Annotated in this window: 12 protein-coding genes, 1 tRNA gene and 2 pseudogenes; 6 read left to right on the top strand and 9 right to left on the bottom strand. The window is 29.8% G+C overall.

The features are described 5' to 3' along the window. Window positions 1-34: 34 nt before the first annotated feature. From BLS00_RS01505 to BLS00_RS01485, 6 genes and pseudogenes are all read right to left on the bottom strand, one after another. A complete protein-coding gene (locus BLS00_RS01505) occupies window positions 35-1,210 on the bottom strand; it encodes an ABC transporter ATP-binding protein (protein ID WP_091402160.1) in 1,176 nt (391 codons plus the stop codon). Continuing rightward, window positions 1,203-2,234 (bottom strand): ABC transporter ATP-binding protein, encoded by a 1,032-nt coding sequence (locus BLS00_RS01500; RefSeq protein WP_244885724.1) that lies wholly within the window; start codon window positions 2,232-2,234, stop codon window positions 1,203-1,205. Before BLS00_RS01500 ends, BLS00_RS01505 begins: the two co-directional genes overlap by 8 nt. Window positions 2,235-2,245: 11 nt before the next feature. After that, a pseudogene (locus BLS00_RS10885) lies at window positions 2,246-2,992 on the bottom strand (ABC transporter permease); the annotation flags it as partial. 447 nt (window positions 2,993-3,439) lie between these two features. Then, window positions 3,440-3,577 (bottom strand): annotated as a pseudogene (locus BLS00_RS10880) (ABC transporter permease); the annotation flags it as partial. A gap of 11 nt (window positions 3,578-3,588) precedes the next feature. Next, window positions 3,589-4,626: an ABC transporter permease gene (locus tag BLS00_RS01490; protein ID WP_091402158.1), complete on the bottom strand. Its 1,038-nt coding sequence runs from the start codon at window positions 4,624-4,626 to the stop codon at window positions 3,589-3,591. 93 nt (window positions 4,627-4,719) lie between these two features. Beyond that, the gene (locus BLS00_RS01485; protein ID WP_091402157.1) at window positions 4,720-6,585 is read right to left on the bottom strand and encodes an ABC transporter substrate-binding protein; all 1,866 of its coding nucleotides are present in this window, start codon (window positions 6,583-6,585) and stop codon (window positions 4,720-4,722) included. A gap of 298 nt (window positions 6,586-6,883) precedes the next feature. Between BLS00_RS01485 and BLS00_RS01480 the strand changes: the two genes are divergently transcribed. Next, a tRNA-Val gene (locus BLS00_RS01480) sits at window positions 6,884-6,958 on the top strand. A 35-nt stretch (window positions 6,959-6,993) separates the two neighbouring features. Here BLS00_RS01480 and BLS00_RS01475 read toward each other — a convergent pair. Together BLS00_RS01475 and BLS00_RS01470 are read right to left on the bottom strand one after the other, a co-directional pair. Beyond that, the gene (locus tag BLS00_RS01475) at window positions 6,994-9,165 is read right to left on the bottom strand and encodes a methyl-accepting chemotaxis protein (RefSeq protein WP_091402156.1); all 2,172 of its coding nucleotides are present in this window, start codon (window positions 9,163-9,165) and stop codon (window positions 6,994-6,996) included. 134 nt (window positions 9,166-9,299) lie between these two features. Then, window positions 9,300-9,992 (bottom strand): hypothetical protein, encoded by a 693-nt coding sequence (locus tag BLS00_RS01470; RefSeq protein ID WP_091402155.1) that lies wholly within the window; start codon window positions 9,990-9,992, stop codon window positions 9,300-9,302. Between the two features lie 112 nt (window positions 9,993-10,104). Here BLS00_RS01470 and BLS00_RS01465 point away from each other — a divergent pair, with 112 nt between their 5' ends. Genes BLS00_RS01465 through BLS00_RS01455 form a run of 3 tightly spaced genes read left to right on the top strand, consistent with a single transcriptional unit; the run spans window position 10,105 to window position 12,619 of the window. Continuing rightward, window positions 10,105-11,004, top strand: a complete 900-nt coding sequence (locus BLS00_RS01465) for an RluA family pseudouridine synthase (protein WP_091402153.1) — start codon at window positions 10,105-10,107, stop codon at window positions 11,002-11,004. Window positions 11,005-11,006: 2 nt separating this feature from the next. Beyond that, a complete protein-coding gene (locus BLS00_RS01460) occupies window positions 11,007-12,230 on the top strand; it encodes a DUF5693 family protein (protein ID WP_091402150.1) in 1,224 nt (407 codons plus the stop codon). Further along, entirely contained in the window at window positions 12,227-12,619 is a 393-nt protein-coding gene (locus BLS00_RS01455) for an ATP-binding protein (RefSeq protein WP_091402148.1), read from the top strand. Before BLS00_RS01460 ends, BLS00_RS01455 begins: the two co-directional genes overlap by 4 nt. Before the next feature lie 20 nt (window positions 12,620-12,639). Here BLS00_RS01455 and BLS00_RS01450 read toward each other — a convergent pair whose 3' ends face one another. Continuing rightward, window positions 12,640-13,836, bottom strand: coding sequence for a pyridoxal phosphate-dependent aminotransferase (locus tag BLS00_RS01450; protein WP_091402146.1), 1,197 nt, complete (start codon window positions 13,834-13,836; stop codon window positions 12,640-12,642). 180 nt (window positions 13,837-14,016) lie between these two features. Here BLS00_RS01450 and BLS00_RS01445 point away from each other — a divergent pair, with 180 nt between their 5' ends. Next, on the top strand, window positions 14,017-14,583 hold the full coding sequence (locus BLS00_RS01445; RefSeq protein WP_240724319.1) for a 3'-5' exonuclease: 567 nt from the start codon (window positions 14,017-14,019) through the stop codon (window positions 14,581-14,583). Between the two features lies 1 nt (window position 14,584). Continuing rightward, window positions 14,585-15,874 (top strand): PhoH family protein, encoded by a 1,290-nt coding sequence (locus BLS00_RS01440; protein ID WP_091402143.1) that lies wholly within the window; start codon window positions 14,585-14,587, stop codon window positions 15,872-15,874. The last annotated feature ends 77 nt before the right edge of the window (window positions 15,875-15,951 follow it).

Here is a 15,951-nt window from a genome sequence, read left to right as displayed (position 1 = left end):
AAAGTCGGCTTTTCAGCCGACTTTTTATAAATAATTAACCTTTGAAATCACCAGCGAAGTGACAAGCTACATGATGCCCATCTTCTAATTCTTTTAATGGTGGTTCTTCTTTAGAACAAATTTCTTTTGCAATAGGACACCTTGTATGAAACCTACAACCAGTTGGTGGGTTTAATGGGCTTGGAACGTCACCCTGCAAAATAATTCTTTTTGATTTGTTTTCTGGATCCGGAACAGGAATAGCCGACATTAATGATACTGTATAAGGATGTAACGGATTTTCAAATAATTTCTTTTTCCCCGTTATTTCAACAATTTTACCCAAATACATAACAGCTATTCTATCACTTATATGTTTTACAACAGCCAAATCATGGGCTATAAATATATAAGTTAAATTAAATTGATCCCTTAGATCATCCATCAAATTTATAACCTGTGATTGTACCGAAACATCAAGTGCAGAAACAGCTTCGTCGGAAACAATCATTTTAGGATTTAATGCTAATGCTCTGGCAATCCCAACTCTTTGTCTTTGACCTCCTGAAAATTGATGTGGATATCTATACAAGTATTCAGAAGAAAGTCCAACCTTTTCAAGTAAGTCCGCAACGATATCATTTACTTCTTTTCCTTTTGCTATATTATGCGTTTTTATTCCTTCACCTATTATGTTTTTTATTCTCATCCTTGGGTTAAGAGAAGAATAAGGATCTTGGAATATTATTTGAGCATCTTTTCTAAAAAATTTTCTTTTTTCTTTTAAATCGGTTAATAATTCCTTTTTTAAACCAGAATATCCGTGCTCAAAATATATTTTTGCCATTTTTTTATCTATTTCTTTTTCTAAATTCTTAATTACCTCATCCTCAGTTTTAAATTCCAACAACATTTGTTCAAATTTATTTTCATATGTTTCTTTTATATACTTCTTTGCTTCTCTTCCGTTCATATACCAGGGAGTGGAATCCACTCCTTCTATCATAATTCTTCCTGCTGTTGGATTAATTAGCCTAAGAATTGACAAGCCAGTTGTACTTTTACCACAACCAGATTCTCCAACCAAACCAAGTGTTTCACCATAATTCACTTTAAAAGAAATGTCATCAACAGCTTGAACTTGGTTCACTACTCTTTTAAAAACACCTGCTCTAACAGGGAAATATTTTTTCATATTTTCTACTTCAAGTAATGGCGTTTTTTTATCCATTTGATTCACCGGCCTTTACTTTATCAATTTCTTCTACTAATTTGTCAACATAGAAACATCTTGATAAATGATTTTTCCCAACTTCTTTTAATTCTGGTTCGTCATTCTCACATTTTTCAGTAGCTAAAAAACATCTATTAGCAAATTTACACCCCTTTGGAAAGTTCATAGCGCTTGGAACGGATCCGGGAATTGCCCATAATTTTTCTTTTTCAACATCTATTCTTGGAATTGAATTCATGAGTCCCCATGTATAAGGATTTCTTGGCTTTTTGAAAATATCTACTATATCTCCCTTTTCAAATATTTCTCCACCATACATTACAATAGCTCTATCTGACATTTCTGCAACTACTCCTAAATCATGAGTAATAAATATTATTGCCATACCATAATCATCTTGTAATTTATTCATTAATTCTAAAATTTGTGCTTGAATGGTTACATCGAGCGCTGTTGTAGGTTCGTCAGCTATTAGTACCGAAGGATCACAAGATAAAGCCATTGCAATCATAGCCCTTTGTCTCATTCCACCAGATAATTCATGAGGGTATTGTTCTATTCTTTTTGCTGGTTCTGGAATTCCAACTTTTTGAAGTAAATCAACTGCTCTAGCTCTAGCTTCTTTTTCATTCATTTTTAAGTGAAGTTTGATCATTTCCATTATTTGTTCGCCAATAGTATAAACAGGATTCAAAGCTGTCATAGGCTCTTGGAATATCATAGATATTTCATTACCCCTAACTTTCCTCATCTTATTTTGAGAAAGTTTGGTAATATCTTGGCCCTTATATATAATTTTCCCTTCTGGTATAAAACCATTTTCGTCTAAAAGGTGCATAAGGCTTAATGAAGTAACAGATTTACCTGAACCTGATTCCCCAACAATTGCCAAAGTTTCACCAGGATATAGTTCAAAATCCATCCCATTGACAGCTTTTACAATTCCATCTTCAGTTCTAAAATATGTTTTTAAATTTTCTATTTTTAACAAAGGTTCTGCTTTTTTATTTTTTGTATTCAATTATTTCCACCTCACATTCTATTTTTAGGGTCAAATATATCTCTTAGTGCATCGCCAACTAAATTCCACCCTAAAACGAATAGAACCATTGCAGTACCTGGGAATACTATAGTGTACCAATATTGAAAAGCATTTTCTCCTCCACCAAGCATCCAGTTTCTGGCAAACGATAAAATAGAACCCCAATCAGCATAGCCCTGTGGAGCACCTAAACCTAAAAAGCTCAATCCAGAAGCAGTAATAACCATTGTACCTATTCTCATAGTAGCTTGAATAATAACTGGGAAAATAGTATTAGGTAATATATGAACTATGATAATTTTCCAATCAGGGACTCCTAAGGCTCGAGCAGCAAGTACATATTGTTCATTTTTGGCTTGAAGAATATTTCCCCTTATAAGTCTTGCTGTAGACATCCAGGTAAAAGTCATCATAGCTATCATGACTTTATCTATTCCTGTTCCTAATACCGTTGTCAATACCATAGCAGACAAAATAAAAGGAATACTTAGAAATATATCAGTTATTCTCATCAATATTTCGTCAACCCAACCACCAAAGTACGCAGCTATTGATCCTACTAAAAGGCCAACAAACGTTGCAAAAGCAACTACTGAAAAACCAATTTGAAAAGCAGTTCTCGTACCCCATACTACGCCATAATAAATATTTCTTCCATTTGATAAACCAAAAGGATATTCTCTTGAAGGTGGTTGAGGGGCATTTTCTAAGGATTCTTTTGGCATGATAAAAGGATCGAAATCTATACTATCAATATAAAAATCATGAAAATCATTATACATTGATTTTGCTTTTTTTAAAAAATCATCGCCTTCTAAAGTCCTTAGTTCTTCTAATTCTTCTTTTACTACTTTTCCCTTTTCATTATAATCCTTATATTTTTTATAAACTTTTTCAACATCAGAAATAACTGCATTAGGATCAGTTTCTATTTGCTCTAATAAAGATATGTCTACAATATAATAGTTTGTCAATTTTTGTAAACTCATCTTAGCTTCCTCTAACGAAATATTTCCTTTGTCAAATTCTTTTAAAGATTCATAAACTTCTTTAACTATAGGATAATCTTGCATATAAAATCCTAAATTAAACTGTTGAAAACTTTCGAAAGCTGATAATATCTCTTCTTTATTAGAAGGTTCGTAATCTTCTATAAGTTTATTTGCTTGTTCAAGGTCCATATCTTGAGGAATATCTGGTGGAGCAATATAAGGAGCAATAATTGCAATAACTATAAAGAATCCTAATAAAATGAACCCTATTATAGCCCCAGTATTTCCAAATAATTTTTTCAGCGTTCTTTTGAGCTCTTCTTTATTCACAAATATTCACCTCACTCAAGTCTAATTCTTGGATCTATAACTGCATATAAAATATCAATTATAAGATTTCCAATTACAAGAATCATTGAATAAAAAAGAAGACTTCCCATTATTGACGAATAATCTAACTGGGTTGCAGCATCAGCAACAAATCTTCCTAAACCTGTTCTGTTAAATATGGTTTCGACAAAAACTGTACCTATGAACAGTCCAATAATCATGGAACCAGCAACCGTTGTAACCGGAATTAATGCATTTCTTCTTGCATGTTTATTGATTACAACTTTTTCAGATAATCCTTTTGCCCTTGCTGTTCTAATGTAATCTTTTTTCATGACTTCAAGCATGGCTGATCTGGTAATTCTTAATAAGAATGCCCACCATAAATATGCAAGAGTTATAACAGGAGCGATAATATGCCTTAATGCATCCCAAAATATATCGAATCTACCATTTAAAAGTGCATCAATAGATATTAAATGAGTTATTGTATTGAAAGAATCTGATGAAACTGCTTGATCAGCCCATAAAGATAAATTACCCGGTGGAAACCACCCTAAAACTCCATAAAAAATCATTAAAATTATTAATCCAAAAACAAAATCTGGTAAGGAATAACCAACTAAAGCAAAAATCCTTATGAAATTGTCTATAAAAGAATTATGGTTTACTGCAGATTTTATTCCTAGCCAAATACCAACAAATATAATGGGCACGATTGCATATAATGCCAATTCAATTGTATAAGGAACCCTTTGTAAAATAGCTGTTAAAGTTGGTTGTTTACCAACAATAGACCAACCTAAGTCACCAGATAAAGTTTTTCCTAGCCAATTAATATACCTTAGAGGCAAAGGATCATTTAACCCATATCTTTCTTTTACACTTTCAATCTGTTCATCAGTCATTCTATCAATTTGAGACTGAGGTATATAAGCTGTAACCAGTTTATCTGTACCTAATAATTGCATCATGCTGAAAACTATTAATGTTACCCCAAAAATTATCAAAGGTAATAACAATAGTCTTCTTATTATGTAGGCAGTCAAAAAAGTTCACCTCCACATAAAAATAAGAGGGTAGACGCTTCTAAGCGTCCCCCCTCTGATATTTAGTTTTTAAATAATTTTAGTTTAATGATATTATTCTTCTTTTGATAAAATATAGAAGTAATCGCTACTACCTTGCATTGGGTTTCTTTCCCAACCTTTTAACCAATCTCTATAAGCTTTTCTTGCCAACCCTTGAGCAACTGGTAAATTTATAGCGTGATCTACAGCAAATTCAGAGATTTTTTCATACATCATAGCTCTTTTTTGTGTATTTGATTCTTCTAACGCCATCATTATGTAATCGTTTAAGGAAACACCACCAAATTCAGGTTGTGGTAAACTTGCAAATCTTGCATATGAATCTCCCATGTAAGCAGCATAGTATCCGCTGTCTGAATTGTAATAAGTTGAAATAAAGTTATGTGGATCTGGATAATCTGCTAACCATGAAAAGAAGTTAGTTGGGTTAGTGTATGATCTTCTTGAAGCAACATAATCTGGCCATTGAACTCCTCTAACTTCAACTTGGAATCTAGGATTTATTTGTGCTAAATTATCTCTTAAGATTTCCATAGCAGCTTGTCTTGCATCGTTACCGGAATTATAAACAAGTGTCATTTTAAAGCCTCTGTTCCATAATTGACCATTGAATGCTCTTCTAAAATAGTTAGTAGCAGCATTTGCATCAAATGATGGTTTGTCTATGTCATCACTATAACCTAATAATCCTTTTGGCAAGGCACTTACAGGTTGAATAGCTTGTCCTTCCAATACACTTGCTATATAAGCGTCGTAGCTAAAAGCATGCTGAAATCCTTTTCTAACATTTTCATCAGCAAAGAAGTTGGTAGGAATACCTTCTCCGTCTAATCTTCCTGAGCCAATATATTTAGAATCTGGATTTATTTCCCAAATAAATCCAATAACGTCCGTACTAATTGTTGTTAACCCTTCAACTGTGATAATACCTTCGTCTTCTCTTCCTCTTAATTGAGACATATACTGTTGGTCAGGAGTCATAATATCAACATCCCCAGCTTCAAATGCAGTTTTAGCAGTAGGCCATTCAGTTATTGTTCTAAGAACAACATTTTCAACAGGAGCTGGTTCTCTCCAGTAGTTATCGTTTCTTTTCAAGATAACTTGTTGTTGTGTTCTGTCCCATTCTACTAATTCGTATGGACCTGTACCCATTAAATTGTCATAAAATGCTGCATCTTCAGTTCTTAAATTATGCCATTTCCACCATCCGTCTGGATTTCCGTCCCATGCACCTTGTTCAATTGACCATTCTTTATCAATGATAACTGACCATGCTGAAAAATGAGCAAGAACGTTTAAAAAAGGACCATAAGGAATTGCTAAATTGAATGTAACTTCATTTCCGTTTACTTCTACAGCAGGATCAATTACTTCTTCATAGAAAGCAATCATATCTTCTCTGTATTCTTCTTTTAATGTGCCATCTTCATTGAAAAGATCTGCCCATTTTCCAACACCAATAAATTCAGGAACTGATTGTTCTAAATATTGATATCCAGTTAATGGTTCAAGATACATCCATGTAGGTCCACCAAATTGAGATGCTAACATGTTTCTTTCAAATGAATATTCAACATCTTCAGGAGTTAAATCATTTCCATTATGAAATTTTACTCCTTCTCTAATAACAAAAGTGTAAGTTAAACCATCTTCACTTAAATAACCATTTTCTACTGTAGGAACTACTGTAGAAAGCATAGGAACAAATTTGTCTAATGCTTCACCGTCATAAGCAATTAAGTTATCTGCAATATTAAAAATAACTTCTCCACTAGCTGTGTCATATGCATATGCTGGATCCAATGTTTCTGGTTCACCAATCTCTCTTTTAATAATTGTATCAGAATTTGGTATTTCTGCAAAAGAAAAAACCAAAGCTGATAAAACAAATAATACCACTAAGATCTTCTTCATTCTTTTCCCCCCTTATGAAGTTATGAATTTTTTTATTAAAAAGAATATCTTTGCTTATTTTCAGCTACAGAAAAATTTTATCATAATATTTCTAAAAAAGCAAGTATGTTAATATAGCAGATTGTAATATTTCTTTTTAATTAACAGAATACATTGTATATCATAATAAAAAATAAATCAACTTTGTCCATTAAACATTTAAGATAATTAAAGTTAATTAGATTTATAAATCATGAAATATTTTTCATATTTATAAATATTGACGAATAAGTTTCTTTATGATATACTTTTTTATATTGGGTCTATAGCTCAGCGGGAGAGCGCTTCCTTGACGTGGAATAGGTCGTAGGTTCAATCCCTACTAGACCCACCAAAAAAGTCACTTGATAATCAAGTGACTTTTTCTTTTTATATTTCAAATTTATTTATGTTTTCTTGTAAATCTTCAGATAACTTTTCCAACTCTTTTGAATAATTTCTTATTTTTTCTGAACTGTCGTTTTGTTGTTTAATGTCTTCAAAAGAATCGTTTATTTTTTGTGCTATTTCGCTTACGGTTTTAGATATTCTATCAATCGCAGAACTCATTTCTTCAGTACTGGCACTTTGTTCTTGAGAAGTTGCTGTCATGTTCTCTATTTTTGAATTAATATCATTAACCTTGTCAAAAATATCTTCAAACTGTTGTGATACTTCTACGTTGAAATTGGATATTTTTTCAACTATACCAGATGTTCTCTCAGTATAATCGTTAACTTCGTCACTGCTTAATGTGAGATCTTTTAGAATATCAGCAATTTTATCTGTTGCATTTTTACTCTCAACTGCTAACTTTCTTATTTCATCTGCTACTACAGCAAAACCTTTTCCGGCTTCTCCCGCCCTTGCAGCTTCTATAGCAGCATTCAGTGCTAATAAGTTGGTTTGTTCTGTTATTTGGTCTATTGATTCTATAATATTTTCTATATTTTTTGCCTTTTCAGATAATTCGTTTGCTTTTGTTTTTGTCTCTCGAGAATTTTCAACTGCGTTTTCTATCATTTCTTTTATAGATTGCATTTTTGTTCTTCCACGTCCAGCTGAATCAGACGTGTTTTGTGCAGATTCAGACAGTAAATTAGCTGTAGAAGATACATTTTGAGCAGACGAAGATAGTTCTTCAACACTTGCATTTATTTCTTCAACAGAAGAAGAAGTGTCTTCTGCATTTTCGCTAATTACACTAACTTTATCCATTAATTTATTAGAGATTTCGTTTGATTCTTCACTATAATTCTTAAGATCAATAGAAGAACTTTTCAATATGTTTGAAATCTTGAAAATTGAAGAAATAGATTTGTTTAAATTTCCAGACATTTCTTTTAATGATTTTGTGATTTCAGCTATTTCATCTTTCCCTTTTGGATTGAATTTGACTTTTAAATTTCCTTTACCAAATTCATTTATTTTTTTCACCAATTCGTATAGAGGTTTTACTATCCTATTTGAAGCTATTAATACTATTGTTATTGAAACAATAAAAGTTATCGCACCTATAATGAGTAAAAGGTTTATTAAATTGCGCACAGGCTGATTTACTTCTTTATAAGATTTTTCACCAATCAAGGCCCATTCAATTTCTTTGTAATTGAACGGAGAATAAACTGTTAATACTTTTTCTGAATTATAATTTTCGCTTATTAGATTTCCCTCTAAACCATTTAAAGCTTCATTAACTTGTTTGGTTTCTATTTTTTTATTTAAAAATCCTTCTTCTAAAAATCTAGAATTACTAACCATTAGATTTCCATTGTTTACTATATATGTTTCTCCCGTTTCTCCCATTCCTGTATTATCCAACATAAGTTCATTGAACTTATCATTACCAATTTTTAAAATTAAATAGCCAATCTTTTGATCCATTTGATAAACAGCTGTACCAGAGTATGCATAAGGTTCATTAGAATATTGATATTTTTCAAAATCATGAAAATGTGTTTGAGTGCTTGATTTAGTTTCTATTGCTTGGACTAACGTATATATGGGGGTATCCTTCATAGATTCTTCAACATTCATGGTGAATTCACCAGTTTTATTAATTGAGTAAATAACGTTGTAACTATTATCTATCAATAACAGATCTTCGTATCCGTAATTATTGGCCAAATTAATAAAATAATTATGGAAACTTTCGTGCATAAAATCATATGAATATATATAACTTGCATCTGGGTCTTCGTTGCTTTCTGGGACTTCTTTAATAGAAATCATTTCATTATTTTGTTGATGAGGATTCATTTCTATATAATACTTTTTCAATACTTCTCTAACTTTTTCCGTATCATCTTCAAATGTATCTGTTTCACTTTCAAGAAAATAAACTATATTTTGATCTTGAGCAATGATTTTTGTGGATCTTTCATAATCTTTGAAATAATTTGTTAGCAGCTGCTTTTTGAGGGATATGGTCGCTTCAAACCCCTCTGTATAACTGGTTTCTAAAGAATTAGAACTAATGCTTTGCGAAACAAAAATAAATAATATAACTACTACTATAAGTATGGGTAAAAAAGTTACCAAATACTTTTGAGAAATTTTCATTTTATCTCCTCCAAATTAACATTTTTTTATCAATTTATAAATTAATTATACATATTCATTTTATATTTATCAAGTTGATGACAAATATTCAGAGAAAGATATATTAAGGTTATCTTTGAATAGAACAAATAATTTTAGTTATTTACATGTTTTGAAATTAAATCGATATATTTTTGATTTATTTTTATACTGTTTCCATCTTTAAACACCAGTTTTTCCTTATCTTTTGGAGAATTTCTTGAAATAGCACTAACTAAAGCTGAAATAGAACGATAATTTTTTAGATCTAACTCTTTTACAATTTCATCAGAGTCCATCTTACCTTTTTCAATCAGCATTTTTAAAAATTTTTTTGTTAGTGGTTTTAACCTATTTAATACCCCTTTAATTTCATTTTCATACCAAATTCTATTTGATGAGCTCTCTCCATTAACTATTTCATTCAGGGTTGATAATCTAACAGAGATTTTTGGAGATAAGATGTTGAATATTTTTTCTCCTTTAATTTCATCAACATCTATAAATTCAATTATAGAACGGAAATCTTCAAAATCTATTGAAATTTCGTATTTCATATCTCCATATTTGATTAAATCTTCAGAATATACTATCTTCAACAAATCAAAGGCCTTTATCTTCAACATTTCATATAACTGATTTTTTATAGAGAAGTCTTCAAGTCCTTCTAAATAATCAACTATTTCTATAAACTCCTCCTTTTTATTGAGTTTTGAAAAAATACTTTCTTCAAGTTTGTTAATATTTTTTTCCTTTAAAATATCTTTTCCAACAAAGCTTAACAGAGTAGATAATGTTTCCTTATACATTTCACTCACCTCATGATATAATATTTATGGATAATTATATATTTATTATATATATATTATAAATTTATTTTTCAATATATTCAACTATATACAATTGCAAATGGAGGTTTTTATGAAAAAAGTTATTGTAGATAAGACTAATTACTATAATAGACTGGACAAATTTTTGAGAAATGAAATGAAAAAAGTCAAGTTAGGATCTATTTTTAAAATGATTAGAAAGGGTAAAATAAAAGTCAATGGACATACAATTAAAAATAATAATTTCAAATTAAATTTAGGTGATTTAGTTGAAATCGACGAAGATTTTATAGATAAAAAAATGGAAAGACCATTAAAGCCAACTATGAAAGAAAGGCCTTTAGATTATGATGTGTTATACGAAGATGCCGATTTTTTTGCTATTAACAAACCACCAAAAGTATCTATGCATCCAGGAACAGGTGAAGAAATGGTAACAATTATAGAAGGAGCTAAATATAATTCAAAAGATGAATATGAACCACATCTTGTTCACAGACTCGATAAACTAACCTCTGGAGCTTTACTTATAGCCAAAAACAAGGTTATGTCAAGAATCTTATCCAAAAAAATAAAGAGCAGAGAAACTAAAAAATACTATATTACTTTACTGATAGGCAATATAGATTCTTCTGGGACTTTAAAAAGTCAAGTTGAAGGGAAAGAAGCTGTTTTAAAATACAAAAAAATAGATAATTTCAAAATCGATAATATATCCCTTTCTTTTGTAGAAGTCGAGCTTTTAACAGGGAGGAAACATCAAATAAGAAAACAATTTGCAGATATATCCCATCCAGTTGCGGGGGATAATTTGTATGGAGATAAAGAAATAAACAAAATGTTGAAAAGAAAAGTGGGATTAAGAAGGTTTTTCTTACATTCCTTTAGATTTTATTTTGAAATGAACGGAAAAACTTATGATATAAAAGCTCCTTTGTATAAAGATTTGGAAGATGTTCTTAAACGATTAGAAGATTTAAAGGATAACTAATCATGAAAAAATTTAAGAAGATTTTCTTATACATCAATATTATATTCTCAATAATTTTTACAATTTTTATTTCATATTATGATTTTAAAAATACTCAAGATTACTCTTTTATAAACAAAGAAGTAATCGAAAAGAATTCTATTATAATGATAAAAGTTGACAATCAAAAAGAATTTTTGGAAAATATAAAAAACTATGATCATATTTTTATCGCTGAATTCTCTCCAAGCGATGAAGTTTTTTTAAAAGTTAAAAATTCTTTAACAGATGAATTTTTGAAAAAGATAAAATATGTACACTATATTAAACCAGAAGAATTAGATAAATATTCTAATGATATAGTAGTCAGAAGATTTATTAGAGCTTTTGAAGAAAGAAAGATACAATATTTTTATATACCAGATCATGAAAAAAAAGCTTCTTTAGTAGAAAATATAGAGAAATATTTAGGAGAACCAGCCTACTACAAGGATATAGAACAATCGTACAGTGGTGAATACTTGAAATACATTTCTAATATTTTGATTTCAGCTAATTTACTTATTTATATGCCAATATTTTTTATGCTGTACTTTGTATCTTTATTATTCTTCTACAATTGGTCTTTCACAATTGCGGGATTGTTTTTAAGTTATATTATATTTTTTAAAATATCGAATAAAAACGTTTTTAAAATTGTATTATATAGTATAATTTTTGGTATATTAATCTATGCGAGTGGATTTGATTTCAACTTTATATTCAAATTGAATACTATTAGAGGAGTAAAGATCGTTTTGTTGGGGTTACCTTTTTTTATATTCATAAAATACCTTTATTCCAAAAAATTTGATAAATTTTATAAAAGTGATATAATTATTTTAATCATTGGTCTATTAGGTGTTTTTCTTTATTTAATAAGAAGCAATAACTGGGGATTTGTTTTAGATATCGAAAGACAAATAAGAGATTTTTTAGATCAATATTTAATTGCAAGGCCAAGAACTAAAGAGTTGATTTCTTATTTTTTCTTTTTCACAAAACCTTTTGATACTTATTTTGGTAAGCTAATATGGATTCTTGGAAAGTCTATATTGCCTGTAAGTATAATTAACACTTTTTTGCATTTTCATACTCCTATATATCTCGGAATTTTGAGAACAGTTAATGCATTTTTAATAGCTTTGATTATTCTTGTGTTTATAATAATGATTAAAAAATTAATTTATTTTAGGGGGAAATCATGAATTATGAATTGAAATTAACTCAACCTAAAAAATTAATAGAAGATATAGATAATTTAAAAAAGTCTATAAAAAATATCTCCGAGGATATTTTTTTTAAATTGGAAATTATACTTGATGAATTGGGAAGTAACTCGATTAAATATGCAGATAATTCTGTCTTACATATAAAAGACTTTGAGGATCATTTAAAAATAGAGGTTTACAGTCAAGGTGGTGAAATACCTCCTTTTTATATTGATATTGAAGACACTAAAAAATTAGTAGAAAAGTGTATTGAAGAAGGACACGGCCTGGGTTTACATTTAGTCAAGAATCTGGCAGATCACTTTGAATACGAATATTATGATGGAAAAAATAAAATAATAGTCAAACTAAAAAAAGATGGCTGAAATTTCAACCATCTTTTTATTTATCTTGTCTTGATATTATTGTATTCTTCTATGCCTTTTCTCAATATTTGACATGCTTTTTTTAACGATTCTGGTTCAAGAACATAAGCAATTCTTATTTCTTTCTTACCTGCTGTTTTTGTTGCATAAAAACCATTTAAAGGTGCAACCATAACAGTTTCATTATCTAAATCAAAGTCAGTAAGCATCCATTTTATAAATTCTTCGCTATCATCAACGGGAATTTCTGCGGACACATAAAAAGATCCTTGTGGCTTCTTGAAAGTTACTCCATCAATTTTAGATAATTCTTCGTAAACAGCATCTCTTCTCTTTTGATATTCTTCTATCATCTCTTCAAAATAAGAATCGTCCAAATTTTTCAACAATGAAACAGTTCCGTACTGTGCCATAACAGGAGAACATAACCTTGATTGAGCAAATTTCATAGCTTGAGCTAATAATTCTTTATTTTTAGTTGCAAACACTCCTATTCTGGCTCCACACGCAGAATATCGCTTAGAAATACTATCTACAACAATGTACCTATCTTTGTTTTCAAAGTTCATAATTGAAATATGTTTTCTTCCATCAAATGTAAATTCTTTATAGACTTCATCTGATATTATATATAAATCATTTTCAACAGCAATTTGATCTATTCTTTTAATCTCTTCTTCTGTATATACAGCTCCAGTTGGATTGGAAGGGTTTGAGTATATAATGGCTTTTGTTCTATCTGTAATTACTTTTTCAAATTCTTCTTTTGAAGGCAAAGCATATCCATTGTCAGGTGAAGCTTGAACAGGAACTAACTTTAAATTAAGCATTTCGGCAAAGCCCCTGTAGTTTGCATAAAATGGTTCAATTACTACTATTTCATCATTTGGATCTGCAACAGATGCCAAAGCAAATATTATCGCTTCAGAACCACCTGTTGTGATTATTAATTCTTCTGGATCCAAATTCATATTCCATTTTCTGTAGTACTCAGAAAATGCATTTCTCAACTCTATAATCCCAGCAGAATGAGAATAAGCTACAACTTTTGGGGCATTATTTATGCCTTCAAAAAACTCTTTTGGTGTTTCAAGGTCAGGTTGGCCAATATTTAAATGGTATACTTTTTTCCCTTTTTTCTTGGCTTCTTCAGCAAAGGGAATTAATTTTCTTATAGGTGATTCCTGCATGTTTAAGACTCTCTCAGAATATCTCATTTATAACACCTCGCTATCATGAAATTTTTTTCATAATAATCATAACTCATAATATACTTTTTATAAAGTTTAAATAAACTTATTCTAAGATAAATAAAACTAAATTTCAACAAATAACAAACAAAATTAAAATAATTTAATAAAAGAGTTTATGTTATAATTTTAAAGGGAGGTAGACTAATGATAAATTTGAAAGAAGCTGTATTCGTAGCTTTTGATTTTGAAACTACTGGCTTGTCTCCATATAAAGGAGATAGGATTATAGAAATAGCCGCTGTACCAATCTATGAAAACAAAATAAAATATGATTATATATTTCAATCTCTTGTAAATCCTGAAATTAAAATCCCTGCACAAGTTTCTTCTTATCACAAGTTAAATAATTCTGATATAGATACTGCACCTCTTTTAACTGATATCATGCCCAAATTCAAAAATTACATATCCAATTCTGTTTTGATTTCACACAATGTAGAAATGGACCTAAACTTTTTGGATATTGCCGCAAAGGAATCAGGAATTTATTCTGTTGATAACTATTATTTAGATACTTTAGAAATTTCGAGATTTTTTATTAAAAATGGCCCTTATAATTTGGAAAGCCTATCAAAGAAATTGAAACTTGGAAAATTCATCCCACACAGAGCCAGGGATGATGCTATAATAACTGCAAAACTATTTTTGAAATTGGTTAAAAAATTTTCAATGTCACAAATGCAGGATTTTTTAAAAAAATGGAGGGGATAAAATGGTAAAAAATTATATTTTGGACACCAATGTACTAATTCATGATCCTGAATGTATTTTTAATTTTCAAGATAACAATGTTATAATTCCTTTTCCAGTTATTGAAGAAATTGACAAATTGAAAACCAGAAATGACAAAGTTGCCAAATCTGCAAGAGATGTTAATAGATTATTAGATTCTTATAGAAATAACGGGAATCTTCATGATGGAGTGAATTTAGACAACGGTGGCTTTTTGAAAATTGAGGTCATAGATAGAAAAGATGCTGATATACCCAAATATTTTGGTCAGTCTAAAGACGATCATATTCTTTTTTACGCTAAATATATAAATGAAAGAGATAAAGACATTGAAACAATAGTAGTGAGTAAAGATTTGAATGTTAGGGTTAAGGCAAGTGCTATTGGATTGAAATCAGAAGATTATTTAACCGATAAAGTGGATATTAAAATTCTTCCTGATGGATATTTTGAAGCCGAAAAAAAAGAATTTTTAAATGAGAAAGAATATTTAGAAAAAGACGAGGCCCTAAAATTACTACCAGAAGGTTCAGAAATTAACCCAAACTCTTATCTAAAATATGGAAAAAGTTATTACATTTATAACGAAAATGAAAGATTCGAAAAGATAAACTTGAGTTATGACAATGAATTTTACAGTATTAAACCCAGAAACATAGAACAACTTTTTGCTTTTAACGCTTTATTTAATGAAAAAATAAAATTTGTTACACTTGTCGGAATTGCAGGCACGGGTAAAACATTGGTATCCTTGGCCGCCGGTTTAACCCAAGTTGTTGAATTAAAAAAATATGAAAAATTAATGGTTTCAAAACCAGTAATACCTATGGGCAAAGATATAGGATATCTACCGGGCAGTATCGAAGAAAAAATGAGACCTTGGTTAAAACCTATTTACGATAATTTGGATTTTTTGTTTTCAGGCAAAGGGAAAAAACCGGATGATTATTTAGAAAAAAGGGACATTTTAGAGATAGAGGTTCTTTCCTATATTAGGGGCAGATCTATACCAGATCAATTTATAATAATAGATGAAGCACAAAATCTTACTCCTGCAGAAGTAAAAACAATATTGACCAGAGTTGGAGAAAATACAAAAATTATTTTGACAGGGGACCCTTATCAAATAGATAACCCTTATTTAGACAGCAGCTCTAATGGTTTGGTTTATGCAGCCTCTAAATTTAAAAACTCAGGTATAGCTGCACATATAACAATGAAAAAAGGAGAAAGATCCGAATTGGCGACTTTGGCAGCAGAAATATTGTAATAAATTATTGTCAAGTGTTCTTAATATTTATTACTATTAAATTAAAAAAAAAACTATATAATAATGTTGTAATTTTT

This window comes from Geotoga petraea, assembly GCF_900102615.1.
In the GTDB taxonomy this organism is placed as follows: domain Bacteria; phylum Thermotogota; class Thermotogae; order Petrotogales; family Petrotogaceae; genus Geotoga; species Geotoga petraea.
The sequence above is the reverse complement of the archived record's forward strand: the minus strand, read 5'-3'. Positions and strand labels throughout refer to the sequence as shown.

What these genes read in the sequence shown, in the direction of transcription:
- BLS00_RS01505 (WP_091402160.1), bottom strand. Translation starts at nt 1,210, where the DNA reads ATGGATAAAAAAACGCCATTACTTGAAGTAGAAAATATGAAAAAATAT.
- BLS00_RS01485 (WP_091402157.1), bottom strand. Translation starts at nt 6,585, where the DNA reads ATGAAGAAGATCTTAGTGGTATTATTTGTTTTATCAGCTTTGGTTTTT.
- BLS00_RS01475 (WP_091402156.1), bottom strand. Translation starts at nt 9,165, where the DNA reads ATGAAAATTTCTCAAAAGTATTTGGTAACTTTTTTACCCATACTTATA.
- BLS00_RS01470 (WP_091402155.1), bottom strand. Translation starts at nt 9,992, where the DNA reads ATGTATAAGGAAACATTATCTACTCTGTTAAGCTTTGTTGGAAAAGAT.
- BLS00_RS01465 (WP_091402153.1), top strand. Translation starts at nt 10,105, where the DNA reads ATGAAAAAAGTTATTGTAGATAAGACTAATTACTATAATAGACTGGAC.
- BLS00_RS01460 (WP_091402150.1), top strand. Translation starts at nt 11,007, where the DNA reads ATGAAAAAATTTAAGAAGATTTTCTTATACATCAATATTATATTCTCA.
- BLS00_RS01455 (WP_091402148.1), top strand. Translation starts at nt 12,227, where the DNA reads ATGAATTATGAATTGAAATTAACTCAACCTAAAAAATTAATAGAAGAT.
- BLS00_RS01450 (WP_091402146.1), bottom strand. Translation starts at nt 13,836, where the DNA reads ATGAGATATTCTGAGAGAGTCTTAAACATGCAGGAATCACCTATAAGA.
- BLS00_RS01445 (WP_240724319.1), top strand. Translation starts at nt 14,017, where the DNA reads ATGATAAATTTGAAAGAAGCTGTATTCGTAGCTTTTGATTTTGAAACT.
- BLS00_RS01440 (WP_091402143.1), top strand. Translation starts at nt 14,585, where the DNA reads ATGGTAAAAAATTATATTTTGGACACCAATGTACTAATTCATGATCCT.